Source organism: Lachnoclostridium edouardi (assembly GCF_900240245.1).
GTDB lineage: Bacteria > Bacillota > Clostridia > Lachnospirales > Lachnospiraceae > Lachnoclostridium_A > Lachnoclostridium_A edouardi.
In genome coordinates, this window is record NZ_OESQ01000001.1 from 2,293,840 (window position 1) to 2,315,797 (window position 21,958).

General features: G+C 43.5%; 20 protein-coding genes and 1 pseudogene. 20 read left to right on the forward strand and 1 reads right to left on the reverse strand.

What is annotated here, in order from left to right; genetic code table 11:
* Positions 1–104: 104 nt before the first annotated feature.
* On the forward strand, positions 105–5,936 hold the full coding sequence (locus tag C1A07_RS10840; RefSeq protein ID WP_101877123.1) for an ATP-binding protein: 5,832 nt from the start codon (positions 105–107) through the stop codon (positions 5,934–5,936).
* Positions 5,937–6,078: 142 nt separating this feature from the next.
* On the opposite strand, the gene C1A07_RS10845 is transcribed toward C1A07_RS10840, so the two are convergent.
* A complete protein-coding gene (locus C1A07_RS10845; RefSeq protein ID WP_101877124.1) occupies positions 6,079–6,885 on the reverse strand; it encodes a helix-turn-helix domain-containing protein in 807 nt (268 codons plus the stop codon).
* 483 nt (positions 6,886–7,368) lie between these two features.
* Between C1A07_RS10845 and C1A07_RS10860 the strand changes: the two genes are divergently transcribed.
* From C1A07_RS10860 to C1A07_RS10955, 19 genes and pseudogenes are all read left to right on the forward strand, one after another.
* On the forward strand, positions 7,369–7,557 hold the full coding sequence (locus C1A07_RS10860; RefSeq protein WP_025544156.1) for a hypothetical protein: 189 nt from the start codon (positions 7,369–7,371) through the stop codon (positions 7,555–7,557).
* Positions 7,554–7,895 (forward strand): DeoR family transcriptional regulator, encoded by a 342-nt coding sequence (locus tag C1A07_RS10865; RefSeq protein WP_101877126.1) that lies wholly within the window; start codon positions 7,554–7,556, stop codon positions 7,893–7,895. The genes C1A07_RS10860 and C1A07_RS10865 overlap by 4 nt, the downstream gene beginning before the upstream one ends.
* Complete coding sequence (locus C1A07_RS10870; RefSeq protein WP_002594808.1) at positions 7,888–8,184, forward strand: DUF3847 domain-containing protein; 297 nt, start codon at positions 7,888–7,890, stop codon at positions 8,182–8,184. The genes C1A07_RS10865 and C1A07_RS10870 overlap by 8 nt, the downstream gene beginning before the upstream one ends.
* Before the next feature lie 306 nt (positions 8,185–8,490).
* The gene (locus C1A07_RS10875) at positions 8,491–9,501 is read left to right on the forward strand and encodes a C45 family autoproteolytic acyltransferase/hydolase (RefSeq protein WP_101877127.1); all 1,011 of its coding nucleotides are present in this window, start codon (positions 8,491–8,493) and stop codon (positions 9,499–9,501) included.
* A 159-nt stretch (positions 9,502–9,660) separates the two neighbouring features.
* Complete coding sequence (mobQ, locus tag C1A07_RS10880) at positions 9,661–11,241, forward strand: MobQ family relaxase (RefSeq protein ID WP_101877128.1); 1,581 nt, start codon at positions 9,661–9,663, stop codon at positions 11,239–11,241.
* A gap of 65 nt (positions 11,242–11,306) precedes the next feature.
* Complete coding sequence (locus tag C1A07_RS10885; RefSeq protein ID WP_101877129.1) at positions 11,307–11,951, forward strand: CHC2 zinc finger domain-containing protein; 645 nt, start codon at positions 11,307–11,309, stop codon at positions 11,949–11,951.
* Positions 11,920–13,257: a virulence-associated E family protein gene (locus C1A07_RS10890; protein ID WP_101877130.1), complete on the forward strand. Its 1,338-nt coding sequence runs from the start codon at positions 11,920–11,922 to the stop codon at positions 13,255–13,257. Before C1A07_RS10885 ends, C1A07_RS10890 begins: the two co-directional genes overlap by 32 nt.
* 308 nt (positions 13,258–13,565) lie before the next feature.
* Positions 13,566–13,799 carry an excisionase gene (locus tag C1A07_RS10895; protein ID WP_016218019.1) on the forward strand — a complete coding sequence of 78 codons (234 nt, stop codon included), beginning with the start codon at positions 13,566–13,568 and terminating at the stop codon, positions 13,797–13,799.
* 110 nt (positions 13,800–13,909) lie between these two features.
* Positions 13,910–15,109: pseudogene (locus C1A07_RS10900) on the forward strand (tyrosine-type recombinase/integrase).
* A 185-nt stretch (positions 15,110–15,294) separates the two neighbouring features.
* The gene (locus tag C1A07_RS16555; RefSeq protein WP_278321059.1) at positions 15,295–15,420 is read left to right on the forward strand and encodes a hypothetical protein; all 126 of its coding nucleotides are present in this window, start codon (positions 15,295–15,297) and stop codon (positions 15,418–15,420) included.
* A 270-nt stretch (positions 15,421–15,690) separates the two neighbouring features.
* Complete coding sequence (locus tag C1A07_RS10905; RefSeq protein ID WP_101877131.1) at positions 15,691–16,008, forward strand: ArsR/SmtB family transcription factor; 318 nt, start codon at positions 15,691–15,693, stop codon at positions 16,006–16,008.
* Positions 16,009–16,089: 81 nt separating this feature from the next.
* Entirely contained in the window at positions 16,090–17,103 is a 1,014-nt protein-coding gene (locus C1A07_RS10910; protein WP_101877132.1) for a permease, read from the forward strand.
* A 224-nt stretch (positions 17,104–17,327) separates the two neighbouring features.
* Complete coding sequence (locus C1A07_RS10920; RefSeq protein ID WP_101877134.1) at positions 17,328–17,699, forward strand: thioredoxin family protein; 372 nt, start codon at positions 17,328–17,330, stop codon at positions 17,697–17,699.
* Between the two features lie 145 nt (positions 17,700–17,844).
* Complete coding sequence (locus C1A07_RS10925) at positions 17,845–18,288, forward strand: RNA polymerase sigma factor (protein WP_101877135.1); 444 nt, start codon at positions 17,845–17,847, stop codon at positions 18,286–18,288.
* Positions 18,281–18,481: a helix-turn-helix domain-containing protein gene (locus tag C1A07_RS10930; protein ID WP_006858003.1), complete on the forward strand. Its 201-nt coding sequence runs from the start codon at positions 18,281–18,283 to the stop codon at positions 18,479–18,481. The genes C1A07_RS10925 and C1A07_RS10930 overlap by 8 nt, the downstream gene beginning before the upstream one ends.
* Positions 18,482–18,536: 55 nt before the next feature.
* Positions 18,537–18,908 (forward strand): hypothetical protein, encoded by a 372-nt coding sequence (locus C1A07_RS10935; protein WP_101877136.1) that lies wholly within the window; start codon positions 18,537–18,539, stop codon positions 18,906–18,908.
* A gap of 613 nt (positions 18,909–19,521) precedes the next feature.
* Positions 19,522–19,920 carry a plasmid mobilization protein gene (locus C1A07_RS10945; RefSeq protein ID WP_034479871.1) on the forward strand — a complete coding sequence of 133 codons (399 nt, stop codon included), beginning with the start codon at positions 19,522–19,524 and terminating at the stop codon, positions 19,918–19,920.
* Entirely contained in the window at positions 19,892–21,517 is a 1,626-nt protein-coding gene (locus tag C1A07_RS10950; protein WP_101877137.1) for a relaxase/mobilization nuclease domain-containing protein, read from the forward strand. Before C1A07_RS10945 ends, C1A07_RS10950 begins: the two co-directional genes overlap by 29 nt.
* Complete coding sequence (locus C1A07_RS10955; RefSeq protein ID WP_101877138.1) at positions 21,507–21,893, forward strand: cysteine-rich VLP domain-containing protein; 387 nt, start codon at positions 21,507–21,509, stop codon at positions 21,891–21,893. The genes C1A07_RS10950 and C1A07_RS10955 overlap by 11 nt, the downstream gene beginning before the upstream one ends.
* The last annotated feature ends 65 nt before the right edge of the window (positions 21,894–21,958 follow it).

The window sequence follows — 21,958 nt, forward strand, 5'->3', positions numbered from 1 at the left end:
TTTGCGATTCGACTTACTGTACGTTCATAAGGAAATGTACGATTTGCTGACAGGAGAAGACTTAAAAAGTTGATTTATTTGTGTTGATATGAGGAGGTCATTAAATGCAGAGCGCAATCCATGAAGGATATGAATATCAGGATTATTTTACGGTTTCAATAATTCTACAACTGATGCTTCGTCAGATAGATGCGGAAATAATTATTGATCGTAAGGATTTCAGCGGAGATAAATTTGACGATCTAAAGGTGAAGACGCCTAATAGTACCACTGAATTTCAGATTAAGTATTCTGATGATGAAACCTCCCACAAACTTACTAAAGATGACTTTGCAAATGGCAATGGACATGGTACTGCGTTAAGTGATCTTTTCGTTTCTTGGAAAACGAGAAAAGAATCTAAAAATAATACTCAGATAAAGTTGTGCCTTGCATGGCACAGGCCTACTGATGATGATCCGATTGTAGAGTTCTTGAAACCTATTGAAGAACAGACACTGCCTTTTTCTATGGCTGCATATTCGTTTGATGGCGAGGCGTTTTGGCCAGTAGATAATCCACCTCCAAAAACGTGGAGAAAGTTTAATTCAGCGATTAAGTCAGGGATTATCGATAGAGAAGACTTTTTATTATTCTGCAATGAACTTACGATTGTTTTGGAAATGCCTAAAGCAAGTCTGGATTTGAAAAAACCTGGTGGTATAGAAAATGTAATTATTCGGCAAGCTGAGAAGCTGGGCGTAGGAATTTATCCAAATGATAGTCTAAATTTAGAAGAAGTTATTTATAAGCTTGCTACAGAAGTGAAGCATTCCAGAGCGATGGGGAATAGACTCTATACCAATACATTAATGGGGCGCCTTGGATTTATAATGGATTATGGGAAATTTGATCAAAGATTTCCAGTGGATTCGGCACATAAAGTTATACTTTATGATGAGATTGAAAGGTTATATGGAATAATTCGTGATTCAAAACGTGTCATTATTACTGGCAACCCTGGCTCTGGCAAGTCTTGGCTTGTTGATGAATTCATAGATAAACTTGAAAATGAAGACAGTAAAGTTATTCATTATAATTGTTTCCAGTCATTGCAGGACACAAATAGTCTTGAGAGAATACGTGTAACTTCCTTATATGGCAATCTGGTTTCACAGATTGTGGAGCAATGCCCAGAATTAGTTGAGCATAAGAATACAATCTTTGGAGCTGATAAAGCAGAGCTTGAAAATCTGCTTCGATTCATTGGAGAAGAATTCTATTTAGTAGTAGATGGCCTTGATCATATCTCTAGGGAATATGATTTACATAAAGATCTTATTTCACATTCAGAAACCGAAATTATATCGGAACTGTTGGGGATTCATTTTCCTGATAACTGTTATGTCATAATAGCATCACAGCCAATAGGCGTACTGGATAAATTTAAAGCCAATGGCTACTGTGTATTTGAAATTGAGCCATGGGGTATTAAGCAAGCGAAATCCTTGATGGCAACTTTTCAGATTATTGATGACATTATCAAAGAAGACGATAGCTCATCAATAAGTGAATATCTGCTTAAAAAATCTCAAGGGAATGCACTGTATCTTAGTTACATCTTGCGCCAGTTACGAAACTTAAATGTAGATAAAGAATTAATTGATGAAATACCCGATTACGATATCAACTTATCTGAGTATTATTGCTATTTATATAAAAAGGTTCATAACAATCGCACAGTAAATGCACTTTGTGGGGCAGATTTCTATCTTAGCCTAGATGATTTAATGGAGATCACCGGAGATGGAGAATATGTAGAATACGATATATCGGTGCTTCAACCATTATTAATTGAAAATGTTTTAAGTGGCGGCTTTTCAATTTATCATGAAAGTTTTCGCCGATTTGTGTTATCTTTATTAAGAGATAAAAAAGTTGATTTAGAGAGAAATGTTTATGGTATTCTTGCTGATTGGCTACAGGAGAAACCTTTTTTTGAATTTGATAAGGCGTTTTATTATCTCACAGAACTCCTGTATAAGGTTAAGCGTGATGATGAGAATACAGCTTTGATTGAGAAAGAATTCGTTCTTAAATCAGTTTCAGAGGGGTATTCTCGAAAACGCATAAGAATGAATCTGAATTGTATTATTCGAAGCGCAGGTAGAACTAGAAATTTAGTTGCATTGGTAACAGCTGGTGAATTGTTGGCAATGCTCGATGATATGAACGAATTCGAAAGTACTGGTGAAGAATACTTCCAGGCAATATGCGATATAAAAGGCGCTTCTAAACTAAATCAATTAATGCAGATTGATGGAAAGCCAACTTTTGATAAGAATACAGGTCTGCTGGCATGTTATATTTCTTCGAAAGCTGGTATTACACCTTGGTGGGAATTATATTTAGATACAGATGCTAAACAGTATAAGATTGAGGATTTTAAATACTATTTTAGATATCATCTCGATAAGCAAGGGGTTAGTATTATTCCTAAGCTTATGGAATTAATAGAAAAAGAAAAGGATTCAATAAGAAATCAATGTATTGAGATTGCGTATGATGAGCTAGAGGGTTACATAGAATTTAATGAAATTGCTTCAATTGCGGAGAAGCAACAGCTGATTCATTGGAAAGACTATCTTTCATATATTGAAACTGGATATTATCCGCAAAGAGATGTTTCCTTTGAAGTTGCTATTAGGAACTGGGAAAAAATTAAAAAACTGAAGATGCCAGGAGAAGAAGATGTCAGAAGTTTCAAAGAATTATTTTCGCAAATATACTATCTTTCTGAGCGGGGGGATAGAAAAGCTATAGAAGCAGTCGTTGCTGATTGTGGAAATATTAACTGGTTCTATAATTGGATAATTTACTCTGTCAAGATGGCAGAATTGTGTGCATCCACAGCACAAATGGATTCTAAATACATTTGTGAATCAGCGATTACTAATTTGAAACTACTGCTACAAGATACAGAGGTTTTTAAGGGTAAACCACGTACCTGCGATTTGTATTTTCTCCAGAATGAATTGACAAAATCATATGAACAGGCGGTAAAATTGATTTTTCAAAATGGAGAAGTAGAGGATCTGGAGAAAGCTTTGGATATTCTCGAACGGCTTGATAATGAAACGGGAACAAGTTTTGATCATAGCATGGGAGGTCCATTAACCGATGCTGAATTATTAGGATTAATATCTCATTTTTTGACTATTGATAATTATGAAATTGTAAAACCTTATTTATTAAGAATTCAGGAGAATATAGAAAAGAATGAGGTATATGACTGTATAGCTGCAGCAAAGCTCCGATTTGTAAGTCTTATTTCAAAGTATAATCAGTCTGAGGCTTTAGAGTATTTTGATTTGTGCACACGTTACCTTGTTGCGTATGGTTTTCATAAGGATATTATTCTGGAACAGATTATGGATTCTTATAACATATTTTTTGAATCTGTTGCAGAAAATCCAGAAAAGGAACGTGATACAATAACAAAAATGACGATAGCTCTTTGGAAGCATACTGATGGAAGAGAAACAAAGCACTTCCTAAACCGCTGGTTTGACAAATTGCTTGAGACAGATTCGAAGTATGCGCTTGCATTCCTGTCTGAGCTACAAATCAAATATGGAAAAAGTTGGGTTGTAGAGCGTATGTTACGTTCTGCTATAGAGAAGTATTGCAATGATTCTAGTTATTTGGATATTATAATTGGATTGATTGAGTCACTTCCAAATGATACAAGCTCAAGAATAATTGATGCAGCCACATCTGTATGCAGAATGCTGGTACATATATTCGAAGAAACAAGCAACGATGAAAAAATGCTGATTAAGTGGCGCATGAATGAACTTGTTATTAACATAGTTTCAAGATTCAATATCCTTGATAGTTCTTGGCCGGATAATGATTCTTGGAAAGATGGAAGTATCAAAGAATTCTTGTTAACAGTCGAGTCAGCAGGATTTGATGTTTCACAATATATAGAATATTTCCATATAAAGAAATCTGATGATATAGACAACAAAGATGGTAAAAAAGCAACAGATGTTTTTGAAAATAGTCAAATACATTTTGAAGCCTCAACCCTAGAAGATGCAAAGAAATGGTTTGAAACACATGATTTAATTGAGCGAGATATACAAGATATCTGTGAATTTCTTAAGAATTATCAGAATGATAAAGATACTTTACTTGAAATGTTGAGATTCATAATTACCAAAGGTGGGGGATGGAGGTACAGTCAGAAACATAAGGAGAATATTTTACAAATTGTTGATAGGCTGAAACTGGATGATAAAGAAAAGTCAGAAATTCATATGTTGATATACCTTTACTCATATGAATGGGGAAGTTCTTTAGTGGATAAAGACGAATTTCTCAATAGTACACGACTGAGTTTTGATGTGGCTTGTGATACGTTTTATAATGAATTACCTGAAGTTATTATTTCACATTCGGGTAGAATTACAAAAGGTCTTTTGGATGCACTTTTTACGTTTGGCTTTGAAAAGGATAGTATCATTGAGATTTGGAGAAATGTGTTCGATATTATGAAACTCCGTTTTCCGAATCTTGATCAATATATTATTGATAATGTTTGGGAAGAAACAGATACACTATTAGAATTGCGTAACTGCTTATTAATGCGGTTCATTGATGGAGGCAAGGAATCGTTTTTAGCAGCTTATGCTTACTTGGCGAATTCTGCTGAAGAAGAGAATTATTCTGAATTCACGGAATCGATAGTATTTTGTCTAGAGCATTATGAACAGTATAATCTTGTGACACAAATAGCAATCGCAGATTTAGTAAGATGTTATGGATATTATCTGAAAGATTTGAATGAAGAGCGAATGATAAATGCAATTAATGCTATATATCCAACCAGAAATTTGCTTTTGGATGTTATATTTTCAGAATTTACAATATATAAGAGCTATCTTTTGAAGTGTGCTGATAAACATGCACCTGATTATTTGGAGCAGGAAGATATTGAGTTTTATTTATCAGAACAGCTATATGATCTTGGGCAAGAAAAGACTCGAGAAGGAGCTGATGAATACGCTAAGAATTCAGTATACCGAGATCCGATTATGCAGGTGATTAATACTTGTGGTATTAACTATGTAGAACTCTATGAAAAACTACATGCATCAAGGAATCTGAATGATATAATACAAGATTTTGTTGGGGGATCAAGCAAGATTCCTGAAACAAATACTGTGTACAAATCATATGTAATTCAATATGCGCTCCATGCGATTATTGAAAAAGCTTTTTTGGACAGAAAACCCGAGTTGATTTCGCAGAATTTGCTACGATTGATACCTGACTATCAGGGAATGTATAGATTATTTAAGTGCCGTGAAATGCAACCCCGAAATTATCTGTATAATAAGAATAATTCATGTGAGCCTTTTTTGAAAAATAATGAGGATGAATACATTCTAATAGGACGCTCCGAAATAAGAAAACGCATTGATTATCAACAGGTGTCTTTGGTATTTGCATATCAAGGAATAGTAGGAGGGGAAGATGAAGAATATCAGAATCCGTTCCAACAATGTTTAGCTACAGAGGTTGAAGAAAGGGAAATCTATATGATTTCGGATAATTCGAAAGCACTAATTAATTTTATTAGTACATTGGATCGAGAATTAGAAGATGAAGAGTATCTGTGGCCTGGAATGTCAGTTTCTAAATTGCTTAATGTTCATATTGAATTTGATTTTTGGCATGGAAGATATATTGCCGTCAATCATGAAAATGATATTGTCTTTATTATGAAAAAATGGTCATCAAGTTATAAGGGCGACAGTGAGTATCCTGGAAATGCAATTCCATTATATAGTGGAACGGAATTGTATATAAAGAAGGAGTATATTGAAATATTAGAACAGCAATTTGGAAAACTGAAGATGAAAACCTATGTGCAATCATATACATAGACTTATTGATTTATTCTGATAAAAGAAATTTATGGTTTATGAACATGAAAATTTCTGCTTGCATTCTGAATTTTAATTGAATAACCACAGCACAAACCGCTGCTACATGGAAGCCAACAAACCATGCAACAGCGGTTTTTCTTTACCGTTTTTTCCTCTGGCTGATAGGCGTTCCCATTTTCTTCGATTTTTTGAGAATCTGAATCAGCCAGCGAAATTCTTCGTCTGACAGATTTTTATAGTTGATACCGAGCTGCTTGCAGTAAAGGACAACGAGCTTTTCATCCCGACTGCCCTTGAAATTTTCGACCGCTTCCAGATTTTCTTTCAGTTCATCGGCAACGGTGGTCTGGGGCGCACTCTCACTGTCCTTTTTGTGAGCTTCCCGAATATCCCGGATAATGAGATTGAGGTCATCCAGAACCATGTGGCTGAAATATTCATCATCGCTGATATGGGCGGCTTGCAGCACTTTCAAATGCGGGTCATCTTCGCCGGGGCGATACCGTTCAATGATTTCATGCCGGACAGTATCGACAAGGGCGTTTAGGTTTTGAATCTGCATGGTGGCAATCCCATCCACATAAATCTCAATGTCTGCAAGAAACTTGATAAAATCTTTATGTGTGGCAAGCTCACAGAGTAGGCGGTTGTTAATCCGACCGCTTTTCAAAAGTGCCACCATCTCATCATTCAAATGCAGCTCTGTTAGTGGCGTGTTGATCTGCTCTCGGTTCTCTGTCCGGCACAGCAGATAATCAACGGAAACCCCATAGAAGTCTGCCAGCGTGACAAGATAGCCATGATTGATTTCCTTAACATTCTCTTTTTCATAACTTCCAAGAGCTGATTTAGAAATGTCCGTCAGCTTTGATAGTTCTTCCAGATTTAAGCCTTTATCCTTGCGGAGTTCCCAAAGGCGTTCCTGTATGCTTGTTGCTCCTTTCATGGGCGCACGCTCCTTTCCAACGGTTTCATTGCTGTCGCTTAACTGGATTATATCACACTTTCCGCAATCGTGGAAATTTCCGCTTTTTATCCTTAATTCCTACTTTGTGGACATACGGCACAGGGCACAAAAATGTTCTATGATACAGGTAGTTCATCGATGGATTATTCCAATCGAATGACCAGCCTGTGTGGGATATGCTTCCCCGGCGATGTAGCGCCATGACTTTTGGCAGGGATATGGAGGAACCCTAACCAAAATGAGCGTACCGAAGGGAGCGATACGCCGCTGTGAGATTCAGGGGAGGAACGACACCGGGGAGAACTGGCGAACTGACCCCGAAATGATACCGAAACACGACAATCTGATAGGGGGACAGTCTACCCTATCGCTGATACTTCGGGAGATTTTAAGGGGCTCTATGGCTGTAATTTTGCCGAAAATCGCCCCGAAACCATACACTAAAACGGGAGGAAACACAATATGCCGAGAATGAGCAAAAAGAGGAAGCATGAGCTTTCCTTTTACCTCAATGACCGGGGGCGTGTCACTTACAACGAATTGTGCCGGAAATGCCAGCATGGGTGCAAGCAGAGCTTCCGGGCGGTTGTGGTTGACTGCCCCCGTTACTTATCCAAACGAGCAAAGAAAAAGGAGGAACACACCGAATGAATTTTGAATTTATGACGATAGACACACCCTTGCCGCCCTGTATGCCCTTTCCCAGAGCGTTGACAGGATTTCCAGTCAGCAGCACCGCAAAGGTCATGTACTGCCGGATGCTGGACGCTATGCTGTCCAAAGGGCAGGAGGACGAGAACGGAATCCTGTTTGTCTGCTTCCCTGTCACAGCCATTGCCGCAGTCCTGTCCCGCAGTCCCATGACGGTCAAGCGTTCTCTGAATGAACTGGAAACCGCCGGACTTATCATGCGGGTGCGTCAGGGCGTTGGAGAATCAAACAGGATTTATGTGCTGATACCAAGAAAGGAGGACACTGCCCTTGCCTGATACCTCAAAGCTGGAAAAGCTCAACCGGGAGCTGGAGAAAAGCGAAAAGAAACTGCGGAAAGCCATCAATGATGAAAAGGCATTACAACACCAGTTGAAGCAGCTTACCCGAAAAGAACGGACACACCGGCTCTGCACTCGTGGCGGTATGCTGGAAAGTTTTCTGCAAGAGCCGGAACGCCTGACAGATGATGATGTCATGCTGTTGTTGAAACTCATTTTTCACAGGCAGGACACGCAGGAACTATTGAAAAAACTGCTGGAACGGGAGAAGCCGGAAACCCCTTAGTTTACTAAGGGCGCAATTATACACCACCCAGAGGTTGGTGCATTGCGTTCTCCGAAGGCTCCTCGCCGGAGGGCTGTGATTTTCCGCAGTCAAGGTCTGCTCCAAATCATACAGGGGACGCTACGCTTCCCCTGCGCTGGCTGCCGCCAGCTACCCTTTTGTGGACTTGCCATCTGGGGACACCTTGCGTTGCAAGCTGTTCCCAGCCGACAAGTAAAATATGGCTTGACTTAAAATTTTTATTCAGTTACCCTTAGATAAGAGTTACCGGTAGCTCTTTATCTAATCAATAAGGAGCGTGTAAAAATGTATCATGCACATTTTAGGGGAACACACTACGAAGCTGGTTTTCGGTGGGGTTCCTTACTGTTAAAACACAAAAATATAATTTTAGAGAACATACCATTTGAAATCACGCAGGAACGGATTGACTATGCTTTGTCCTGCCTTCCGATTTATGAAAAGTATTACCATGAGATTGTAGAAGAAATTCAAGGTCTGGCAGATGGACAACAATGTGATGTCCGTATTTTGCAAGCTGTATTATTTAGTATGTACTCTATGCCTCCATCTTGTAATTGCTCTTGTTTTGCTTTTACAACGGAACAGGAAATTCTTCTGGGACGAAACAGTGATTTTCTGACAGAAATCGAAAGGCTAAATCAGAATGTAGTTTATAAATTGACGGATGGAGTTTATTCTTTTACAGGAAATACAACTGCTTTTATTGAGATTGAAGATGGTGTTAATGAACAGGGTTTAGCTGTTGGTTTAACATCCGTCTATCCTAACCAATGCAAACCGGGATTTAACGCAGGTATGATTGTCAGATACCTGTTGGAGAAATGTAGAAATGTGTTGGAAGCTGTCTCCTGTTTATATCAATTACCGATTGCTTCAGCACAAACTTTAACCTTAGCTGATACAATGGGGGCGATAGCTGTTATAGAATGTAATGCGGAACAGATAAAAATAGAAAAAACATTGAATAGCAATCTTGCTTTTGTCTGTGCAACGAACACTTTCCATCTGCCAGGAATGGTAGGCTATAACAACGATAAGATTGATAATTGGTTTGCAGAAGAACGGTATCAAACATTGTATTCAGCTTTTAGCGAAAAAAATGGAGGTTTCAATTTTCCATTTGCAGAAAAACTGTTGTCTGGAGATTATGGTTTCCTCTGTCAGTATGACAGAAGTACAGGTAAAGATACTGTCTGGTCAGTTATTTATGATATGAAACGACACAAAATTTATCGAAGTGAAGGGAATCCCAGACGACACAAATTCAAAGAAGATATTCGTTTTCAGTTTTGATTTTTCAAATTGATGTATTTCCATAACTAAATATCCGCCGCCCACACAGCGGCACACCGAGCAGGAAATCTGAAAAAAAGGTCTCCTGCTTTTTTTCCGCCCAAAATGAGGTGGTAAAACGCCACCCCATCCATCAATTACCGAAAGGAGGGACACGAAATGCCCTGTCCACACAACGAAATCACGATTGTGCAGCGAAGCCAGCGGCAGTCTGCGGTTGCCGCCGCTGCTTACCAGAGTGGCGAAAAGCTGTTCTGTGAATACGACCAGCAAGTGAAGCACTACCCGGAAAAGCGTGGTATCGTCCACAATGAAATCCTGCTCCCGGCAAATGCCCCACAGGAATATGCAGACCGCAATACTTTATGGAACGCCGCCGAAGCTGTGGAGAAACAATGGAACTCCCAGCTTGCAAGGCGGTGGGTGCTTACCATCCCCAGAGAGATACCGCCTGACCAGTACGCTGTCCTTGTCCGGGAGTTTTGTGAACAGCAGTTTGTTTCCAAAGGCATGATTGCTGATTTTGCCATCCATGACCCCCATCCGCCGGGACACAATCCCCACGCCCATGTCCTGCTGACGATGCGGGCAATGGACGAACATGGGAAATGGCTTCCCAAGAGCCGCAAGGTTTATGACCTTGATGAAAACGGGGAACGAATAAAACTTCCGTCCGGCAGATGGAAAAGCCACAAGGAGGATACGGTGGACTGGAACGACCAGAGATATTGTGAAATCTGGCGGCATGAGTGGGAAGTTATCCAGAACCGCTATCTGGAAGCCAATGACCGCCCAGAGCGTGTGGACTTGCGTTCCTATGCCAGACAGGGGATTGATATAGTCCCCACTGTCCATGAGGGGGCTGCTGTCCGGCAGATGGAAAAGCGAGGTATCCAGACGAATATCGGCAACCTGAACCGGGAAATCAGAGCCGCCAACCGCCTGATGAAGTCCATCCGGCAGCTTATCCAAAACCTCAAAGGCTGGATTACCGAGCTGGGAGAAAAAAGGAAAGAGCTGCTTACACAAAAAGCGGCGGAAGAAGCGGTCTTTCTTCCCAATCTGCTGATGAAATATATGGAGATACGAAAGGAAGAACGGAGGGACTGGACAAGGGCTGGACAGAACCGGGGGACTTCACAGGACTTAAAGGCAGTCAGCGAAGCCCTGTCCTATCTCCGGCAAAAGGGGCTTTCCACTGTGGAGGACTTAGAAGCGTTTCTGGAAGCGTCCGGGAAATCAGCCGCAGATTACCGCAATCAGATGAAGCCAAAGGAAGCCCGCAGCAAAGTGATTGACGGGATTCTTGCCAGCCGGACAGACTGCAAGGAATGTAAGCCCGTCTATGAAAAGTACCAGAAGATATTTTTTAAGAAAACAAAGGAAACTTTCAAGCAGGAACACCCGGAGGTTGCCCGGTATGAGAAAGCCGCCGCCTACCTTGCCAAGCACCCGGACGATAAGGACAGCACCAAAAAGGAGCTGCAAGAGGAGCAGGAAACGCTTCTGGAAGAAATCGCAGAGCTGAAAGTACCGCTGACCGAGGTACAGGAGGATTTGAAGAAGCTGCGGGACATCCGCTACTGGGTACGGAAAGCCACACCCGGCACAGAGGAAAGCAAAGAGCCACCCAAGAAGCAGCCCATCAAAGAAGTCTTGCAGGATAAAGCGGACGAGAAAAAAGCACAAAGAACTGCCCCGGCGCAGACAAAACACAAACAACAGGATATGGAACTTTAACAGGCACTTGCCATTTTCAATCAGAGAATGTCAGGTGCTTTTCTTTTTTTCAAGGAGGGATAGATTTGAATGTATTTGAAGCTGTGAAGCAGTCCGTTACAACAAGACAGGCTGCGGAGCATTATGGAATCCATGTAGGTCGGAACGGAATGGCTTGCTGCCCGTTCCATAACGATAAAACCCCAAGCATGAAGCTGGATCGGCGTTACCACTGCTTCGGCTGCGGTGCGGATGGGGATGTGATTGATTTTGCCGCCGCCCTGTATGGGCTGGGAAAGAAAGAAGCCGCCGTACAGCTGGCACAGGACTTCGGACTTTCCTATGAGGGCTGGAAACCGCCGGGAAAGGCAAAAAAGCCCAAGCCCCGGCAGAAATCCCCGGAGGAACAGTTTCAGGAAGCAAAGAACCGCTGCTTCCGTATCCTTGCCGATTATCTCCATCTGCTTCGGGCATGGAGAAAGGATTATGTCCCGCACTCCCCGGAGGAAGCCTTTCATCCCCGGTTTGTGGAAGCCTTACAGAAGCAAGCCCAAGTGGAATATCTGCTGGATGTGCTGCTGTTCGGGGAAACAGAGGAAAAAGCGGCTTTGATTACGGACTACGGAAAGGATGTGATACAGCTTGAACAGCGAATGGCAGAGCTTGCAGCCGCAGACGCAGCAAGAACTAAAAAGCACTATGAACGCCATGCAGCCGCCCCAGAGCGTTGAGGAAATCAAGGCGGGGCTGGAAACTACCGAGAAAGGCGGTGTCCGTCAGAGCATACGGAACTGCCTGACCGTATTCCAGCGTGACCCGCTGCTTTCCGGGGCTATCGCATACAACATCCTGACCGACCGCAAGGACATCATAAAGCCCATCGGCTTCCACAGGGAAAGCACCGCCCTAAACGATACGGACATGAAGTATCTGCTTCTCTATCTGGAAGAAACCTACGGGCTTACCAATGAGAAAAAGATTGATAACGCCATCGGGATTGTGGCGAATGAAAACAAGTACCATCCCATCCGGGACTATCTCAATACCCTTGTGTGGGACGGGACAGAACGAATCCGTTTCTGCCTGCGGCACTTTCTGGGGGCTGACGCAGACGATTACACCTATGAAGCGTTGAAGCTGTTCCTGCTGGGTGCAATCTCACGAGCCTTTCAGCCGGGGTGCAAGTTTGAAATCATGCTCTGTCTGGTAGGCGGTCAGGGGGCTGGCAAGTCCACCTTCTTTCGACTGCTGGCAGTCCGGGACGAGTGGTTCTCCGATGATTTGCGGAAGCTGGACGATGACAATGTGTACCGCAAGCTGCAAGGTCATTGGATTATCGAAATGTCAGAAATGATGGCAACTGCCAACGCCAAGAGTATTGAGGAAATCAAGTCGTTTTTAAGCCGGCAGAAAGAAGTTTACAAGATACCCTATGAAACCCACCCGGCAGACCGCCCCCGTCAGTGCGTGTTTGGCGGCACTTCCAATGCCCTTGACTTCCTGCCCCTTGACCGTTCCGGCAACCGCCGCTTTATCCCGGTCATGGTGTATCCAGAGCAAGCCGAGGTTCACATTTTGGAGGATGAAGCCGCTTCCAGAGCCTATATCGAGCAGATGTGGGCGGAAGCGATGGAGATTTACCGAAGCGGCAGGTTCAAGCTGGCTTTCAGCCCCGCCATGCAGCGGTATCTCAAAGAACACCAGCGGGATTTTATGCCGGAGGACACCAAAGCCGGGATGATACAGGCATATCTTGATAAGTACACCGGGAGCATGGTCTGTTCCAAGCAGCTCTACAAGGAAGCCTTAAACCATGCCTTTGACGAGCCGAAGCAATGGGAAATCCGGGAAATCAACGAGATTATGAACCAGTGCATTTCCGGCTGGCGGTACTTCCCGAACCCAAGAATGTTTTCAGAATATGGCAGACAAAAGGGCTGGGAGCGTGAAAACCCGGCAACGGACTCCGGCAACCCGTCTGAAAAAATGATGGATGGTTTTGTGGAGGTCACAGAACAGATGGAGCTTCCATTCTGAAAATGACAGCCCGTTGCACCCCCTGTTGCTATCCCGTTGCCGAGCCCGTTGCCGGGGAAAATCCCTTATTTCCGGGCTTTTCTCCCCTATGACAACCAAAACAACAGAAAAATAAAAGAAAAGTATAAATAGTAACCACCGCCAGATTGAGACTGTTTGCAAGGTCTTCCTGCGCCCGTTGCCGGACTTCGTTGCCGACACCCTCTGTCTAGCTATTTTCATGTGCGCAGGCAATGAGCCAAGCGGATACGCTTGCGTAGCCATTTGGCGAATGCTGCGACAACGATAGTTATGGAGGATAACTGCCTATGGCGAATAATAAGATGAATATTGAAGGAAAAAATTACTCAGATATTCCGGTGTGGCGTAGATATACGCTTACCATTGAGGAAGCAGCCAGATATTATCATATCGGCGAGGGGAAACTGAGAACGCTTATTGACACACATCCCAATGAGGATTTTTATGTGATGAACGGCAATCGTGCCCTCATTAAGCGTGAGAAATTTGAACGGTATCTGGATCAGGCTACTGCTGTGTAAACAGAGCTGACAGATTTACCGATTTCACATGATATAACTATGCGGAGAGCTGGATTTGTGTTATGATAAGAGTGCAAGTCTGGCTCTCTTTTTTGAAAGGAGAGTTCACGATGAGTGAGAAAAGACGAGATAACCGTAATCGGATTTTGCGAGAGGGCGAGTACCAGCGTAAAGATGGGAGGTATCGGTTCCGCTATATTGATGAGGACGGAAAAGAGAAAAATGTATACAGTTGGCGTTTGGACAAGAATGACCCAATGCCAAAAGGGAAGAAGCGGGAGCCTTCCCTGCGTGAGAAAGAAAAACAGATTGAAGCGGATTTGTTTGACCGTATCGTAACCAACGGTGGCAACTATACTGTTTTGGAACTGGTGGAAAAGTATGTTTCATTGAAAACAGGAGTTCGTCACAATACGGTTGCCGGATATAAAACGGTCATCAATATGCTGAAAAAAGAGAGTTTTGGGAATCTGAGAATTGACAAGGTGCGTTTGTCAGACGCAAAGGCATGGCTGATTAAACTCCAGCAGATAGATGGTCGGGGATATAGTTCCATTCATTCTATCCGGGGAGTTCTCAGACCGGCGTTTCAGATGGTGATATATGATGATTTGCTTCGTAAAAATCCTTTTGAATTTGAGCTTGCATCCGTCATTGTCAATGATTCTGTTACCAGAGAAGCAATTACCCGAAAGCAGCAGAGAGATTTATTGAAGTTTATTCAGGAAGATAAACATTTCAGCAGATACTATGATGCAATCTATATTCTTTTTCACACAGGACTTCGAATCTCAGAGTTCTGTGGGCTGACGGTTTCAGAAATCGAGTTTGGAGAAATGCGTATCAAGGTAGACCATCAGTTACAGCGTACCGTACAGATGCAGTATGTAATTGAAGAACCAAAAACTGACAAAGGCATCCGCTATGTGCCGATGACGGAAGCTGTCGCAGCGTGTTTTCGCAGAATCATTGCCAACCGCAAGACACCAAAAGTTGAACCGATGGTGGAAGGATATGCAGGATTTTTGTTTCTGGATAAAAACGATATGCCGATGGTTGCCCTTCACTGGGAAAAGTATCTAGAGCATATCATTCAGAAATACAACAGGATTTATCGCATCTAGATGCCGAAAGTTACCCCGCATGTATGCAGGCACACCTTTTGCTCTAATATGGCAAAATCCGGGATGAATCCGAAAACCTTGCAGTATATCATGGGTCACGCAGACATCAGTGTAACCTTGAACACTTACACCCATGTGAATTTTGATGATGCAAAGGAAGAAGTATATCGGATAGCGAATAGTTAAAAAAGCCCGTTGGTAAGGACGCTTGCTTTACCAACGGATTTACCAAGATTGCAGGGAAAAACATAAGAAAATACGAGAAGGTTTGAGAAGATACCTTGAAAAGAAAGGAAAACTCAAAAGTCGGAAAACCCTGAAATATCAAGCGTTTGAGAAGAAATACTGGACTAAAATGGAGATATAAAAAGATGATTAAAGTATTATTTATCTGCCACGGCAATATCTTGAAAAGCCCTGAAAAATCCTGTAAAATCAATAGATTTACAAAGCAAATAGGCACTTACTACACCACTACTACACCATTTTTTCAGTAAGAGCCTTGAATGACAAAATTGTAAATGGAAAAATTTAGCGGCAGCGTCCTTTGAATGGATTGCTGCCGCTTGTGTTAGGGACTAATAATAGAATATCTACCCTAAGCAAATGCTCATGTGTGGTAAAGTAACACACAAGAATTTTGCAGACAGCAGCACCTATTATTCCGTACCTGTTTATCAAAATTTAGAAAAACTATAATCTCATATTGACTTTTTTCGATTTGAAGCATATACTTAAATCAAGAAATTTAGATTTGAGGTGAGAACATGGCAAATATTTATGAGGAAAGAGCAAAAATCTTTAAGGCTTTAAGTGATGAGCGTAGGTTACGCATTTTAGAACTTTTGCAGAATGGCGAAAAGTGTACTTGTACTTTGACCGATGAAGTAAATATGCCTCAATCTTCGCTCTCCTATCACATGAAAATCCTATGTGAAGCGGGTATTGTGACAGGTCGTGAGGACGGTAAATGGACGCATTACCAAATCAGCAAGCAAGGCAGTGAAAAGGTACTGGCTTTATTGAAAGATACGATTGCTATTAACGAAACAAATATGAGTTGTAATAAGTGTTCAAATACCTAAAAGCCGTTCCAATATGGCAACGGTTTTTTTCAGAAACATCAAATCGAATTTTCTTGATTTATGAGAAAGAGAGGTTAGGATATGCAGGCACTAAAAAGTGTTTGGGATTTCTTTCAGAATGAAATCCTCGGTATGAAATGGCTAAACCAACTGATAGGAAATCTATTAGAAGCGTGTGGTCTATCTACCGAAACTCGGTTAGGGGGAAGCGTTCAGTTTTTCATCTACGACACCATAAAAATTATGCTATTGCTGGGCGTTTTGATTTTGATAATTTCGTATATTCAAAGCTATTTCCCGCCGGAAAGAACCAAAAAGATATTAGGAAGATTTAGAGGAATCGGGGCAAATATGATAGCTGCCCTTTTGGGAACAGTTACACCGTTTTGTTCTTGTTCGTCCATTCCATTATTTATCGGTTTTACCAGTGCGGGGCTGCCGCTGGGTGTTACATTTTCTTTTTTAATTTCTTCTCCTATGGTAGACCTCGGCTCTCTTGTACTTCTTATGAGCATATTCGGCTGGAAAGTGGCAATCGTGTATGTCCTACTCGGACTTATAATTGCTGTTGCAGGAGGAAGTTTAATTGAAAAACTACACCTTGAAAATGAAGTAGAGGAATATATTAAAAAAGGAAAATCCGTTGATATTCCACAGGAAGAATTGCACTTTAAGGATAGACTTCATTTTGCATGGGAACAGGTTGTATCTACTGCAAAAAAGGTTGCACCTTATGTCTTAATCGGTGTAGGTATCGGGGCTATTATTCATAACTGGATACCGGAAGAAATTATTGTCAAGATACTCGGAGATAATAACCCATTTGGTGTAATTATTGCAACGATTGCCGGAGTACCCATGTATGCAGATATTTTTGGAACAATTCCGATTGCAGAAGCACTACTGGCAAAGGGAGCATTGTTGGGCGTTGTTTTATCTTTTATGATGGGCGTTACCACTTTGTCTCTGCCGTCAATGATTATGCTTCGTAAAGCTGTAAAGCTTAAACTTTTATGGATTTTTATTGCAATCTGTACTGTCGGAATTATACTGGTTGGCTATTTCTTTAACACCATTCAGCCACTACTAATTTGAAATGAGGTAGAAAAATGCACTGCGAAAATGTAAAAGAATGTATTTGTCCCAAAACATCGTGCCCAAATCATGGGAGGTGTTGTGCTTGCGTCATAAAGCACCGTACAACGGATAGTTTGCCTTATTGCTTGTTCCCAGATAATGGTGGGGATAAAAGCAATCGAAATCATTATGAGGTTTTGAAAAAACGCTTTGAAAGCGAAAAATAAATGGAGGTATTCATTATGTCATTATTTAACAGAAAAAACAAAGAAGAAAAAACACTTGCGTGTGCTTGTAATGCCGGCTGCCCGACAAGTGAGGTAACAGAAACCAAGCTGGAAAAAGAGTGTTGCGGAAAAACAGTGGACGGGATTTGCTGTATTAAGGTTTTAGGTTCTGGTTGCAAAAGCTGTCATGCACTGTTAGAAGCAGCTCAAGAAGCAGTTCATTCAATGGGACTTACCATTGAGGTTGAATATATTACAGACATGGAAAAAATTATGCAGTATGGAGTAATGAGTATGCCAGCTCTTGTTGTAAATGAACAGGTTGCTTCTATGGGAAAGGTGTTGAAAGCAAAAGAAGTAGAAACACTTTTGAAAAAATTGATTTAGCAAATCCAGCCGAGCCAGTCAACGGCAAGTAAATGGGCTACGCCCACCGTTGACAGCCCCGTCTGTCCTTGCTGGTGGGTAATCAAGGGGCGACAGCAAAAAGTGCTGCCGCCCTTTCCCATAATCGAAGAAAGGGGGATTTTCCATGACCGAACAGGAAGCCTATCAAGAACATATCCGTTATACCCATGATACCTATTGCCGGATTGTTATTCGCCATGCGTCCTTTGACGCTGCCCGTATGCTGGCGGCAAGGTGGAAACGGGAAATCTCCCTTGAATATCTGACCGAAGAAAAGTTTGTCCCACTAAGCACCACAGACGAGTATTTTCAAGTGCCGGACTATGGCGAAACCTATCCGTTTTCTGTCCGGGGGCAGACGATATTTTTAGATAGCTGTTCCCTTGCGGCGGCTCTTGCCGAACTGCCGGAACAGACGCAGGAGGAAATCTTTTTGTATTACTTCCAGCACTTGACGCAGAAAGAAATCGGAGAACAAAGCGGCTGGACACGCAGCACAATCGGGCGGCATATCCAGCTTGCCTTGAAGCGGCTGAAAGAGGAAATGGAGGTGTTGTCCCATGAGTAACCGACTTCTCCCTTATGACACGATAATAAAGGCACATGAGGGCGACCCCATAGCGATACAAGCCGTCCTTGACCGATACGCCGGATATATCCGCTATTTCTCCAAGATGAACGGCTATTATAACTCTGATATGGAGGACTACATCAGAACAAAGCTGATTGAAAGCCTGTTCAAGTTCCGGCTTGACCGTTGAGTTTGGATTGATGATATGATAAAATTAGTCCAATAAATGCGAACGGGAGGTTAGTATGAAAAAAATTATATTGATAATCTGTACATTAGTCTTTCTTATATCTTTAACTGCGTGTGGCACAAAATTTGATGGTAGTCGTACTGGAAACGATAGTGAATTTATCATGGAATATAGTGTGTTAAATACAACGGACGCACAGGATTTAACTATTGAATCTGGAGATACAATTAGTGCTAAAATTGTAATAGATAAAGGTAGCTTATCAATAAAAATTCAAAAAGACGGGGAAGAACCTATCTATGAAAGTAACGGAATTTCCACATCTAATGAGTTTGATGTTGAAATTGATGAAAGCGGAACATACACAGTTGAAGTAACAGGAAAAAAAGCAAAAGGAAGTGTTAGTTTCATAGTGCAGAGTAATTGAAGAACTTCCAGTTTACTATACTGAACCACCATAAAAACTGAATATCCCGCCGCCCCGCAGCGGCACGCAAAGCAGTAAATCCGAAAAAGATTTGCTGCTTTTTTTGCGCCCATTTTTGGCAAATTTCAAAATGTTCCGTATTAGACAGTGAAGCCAAAAAAGGTTGCCTTTTTTTCAGACAGCGGGCAAAAAACAGCTTCCGAAACGCCTTATTGTCGGGAAAGACCGAGCCGCCGGAAAAGTTTTTTCCGGAAAGTCCGTCATTTTTGCCTTTTGCGGTGTTGTAGGGAGTAAGGGGAGAACGCCACCCGCAGCCTTTTATAAAAAAGCTGGTTATAGATTTCCCGAAAAAGTGGCAGTAGCAAGTGAGGGCAATCCGGCAGCTCTTTATGAAAAAAGCTGGTTGCGATTTCCCGAAAAAGTGGCAGTAGGAAGTGAACGGCAGTCCGGCAGTTTCTTAGAGCAAGATTCTACCGCAGTACCAAAATTCGCTTTTCGCTCATTTTGCCCCTGCGGGAATCTTGTTGGGGAGTGCCTTCCCCAAACCCTGCTTATGCGGCTTACGCCGCTTATCCCGCCGCAGCCATGCGGCAGCCGAAAGGAGGTTTTTACCATGCGAAAACGATATAACACGCCGCACCGCAGCCGGGTAGTCAAGACACGCATGACCGAGGAAGAATACGCCGAGTTTGCGGAAAGGCTTTCTGCCTGCAACATGAGCCAAGCCGAGTTTATCCGGCAAGCCATAACCGGGGCAGCCATACGCCCCATCATAACCGTTTCCCCCGTCAATGATGAGCTGCTTGCCGCTGTCGGGAAACTGACCGCCGAATACGGCAGGATCGGCGGCAACTTAAACCAGATAGCCCGGACGCTGAACGAGTGGCACAGCCCCTACCCGCAGCTTGCCGGGGAGGTACGGGCGGCGGTTTCCGACCTTGCTGCCCTAAAGTTTGAAGTCTTGCAGAAAGTGGGTGACGCTGTTGGCAACATTCAAACATATCAGCTCTAAAAATGCGGACTATGGCGCAGCGGAAGCCTATCTCACATTTGAGCATGACGAGTTTACCATGAAGCCCACCCTTGATGAAAACGGGCGGCTGATACCGAGGGAGGATTACCGCATTTCTTCCCTCAACTGCGGGGGCGAGGATTTCGCCGTTGCCTGTATGCGAGCCAATCTCCGCTATGAGAAAAACCAAAAACGGGAAGATGTGAAAAGCCACCACTATATCATCAGCTTTGACCCACGGGACGGGACAGACAACGGCTTGACCGTAGACCGGGCGCAGGAGCTGGGCGAGCAGTTCTGTAAAGAACATTTCCCCGGACACCAAGCCCTTGTATGCACCCACCCGGACGGGCATAACCACAGCGGCAATATCCATGTGCATATCGTCATCAATTCCCTGCGGATTTATGAAGTCCCGCTTCTGCCCTACATGGACAGACCAGCCGACACACGGGAGGGCTGCAAGCACCGCTGTACCAACGCCGCTATGGAATATTTCAAGAGTGAAGTCATGGAGATGTGCCACTGGGAGGGGCTTTACCAAATCGACCTCTTGAACGGCAGCAAGGAACGGATAACGGAACGGGAATACTGGGCGGCAAAGAAAGGGCAGCTTGCCCTTGATAAAGAGAACGCCGCCAGAGAAGCCGCCGGACAGCCGACCAAGCCCACCAAGTTTGAAACGGACAAGGCAAAGCTGCGCCGGACGATACGGCAGGCACTTTCCCAAGCTACCAGCTTTGACGAGTTTTCTTCCCTTTTGCTGCGGGAGGGTGTGACCGTCAAGGAAAGCCGGGGGCGGCTTTCCTACCTCACGCCAGACAGGACAAAGCCTATCACAGCCCGGAAGCTGGGGGACGATTTTGACAAGGCTGCTGTCCTTGCCCTGCTCACGCAGAACGCCCGCAGAGCCGCCGAACAGACCAAAGCCATACCCGAATACCCACACACCCAAAAAGGACGCTTGTGGGAGGAAAAAGCCGCAAAAACCACCCCGGCAGACAACGCCTTGCAGCGCATGGTTGACCGGGAAGCCAAGCGAGCCGAGGGCAAGGGCGTGGGCTATGACCGCTGGGCGGCAAAGCACAACCTAAAGCAAATGGCAGCTACCGTTACTGCCTACCAGCAGTACGGCTTTTCTTCCCCGGAGGAACTGGACGAAGCCTGTTCTGCCGCCTATGCCGCCATGCAGGAAAGCCTTACAGAGCTGAAGCAGGTGGAAAAGACGCTGGACGGGAAAAAGGAGCTGCAACGGCAGGTGCTTGCCTATTCCAAGACCCGCCCTGTCCGGGACGGGCTGAAACAGCAGAAAAACGCCAAAGCAAAAGCAGCCTACCGACAGAAGCACGAAAGCGACTTTATCATAGCAGACGCAGCCGCCCGCTATTTCAGGGAGAACGGCATTTCCAAGCTGCCGAGCTATAAAGCCCTGCAAGCAGAGATTGAAACCCTTATCAAAGAGAAAAACAGCGGCTACAACGATTACCGGGCAAAACGGGAGGAATACCGCCGCTTACAGACGGTCAAGGGCAATATCGACCAGATTTTACGCCGGAGCGAGCCGCAGCGCAGAAAGGAGCAGAGCCATGAACGGTAATATCCCCCGCATGGACTACCGCCAGTACCGGGCAGCCCGCCGCCTTGTGCATGAGTGCTGCAACTATGACAGCGGGAATTGTTTGCTGTTGGAGGACGGCGAGCCTTGCGTGTGTGTGCAGAGTATCAGCTATTCGCTGCTCTGCCGCTGGTTTACTGCCGCTGTCCTGCCCCTTGATGAAGTACTGGAAGCCGCCCTCATGCGCCGGGGAAGCCGGAAACGCTGCGCTGTCTGCGGGGCGTTCTTTGTCCCCAAATCCAACCGGGGGAAATACTGCCCGGACTGCGCCGGACGCATGAAGCGGATAAACGCCGCCAAACGGAAGCGGAAACAAAGGGAGAAATGTCACGCTTTAGGGCATTTCAAACCCGCATAAATCAAGGCTTTTTGGAAGGGTGTCAAAGGGTGCGTGATACATTTATCCTTTTCCCCCGAAAACGC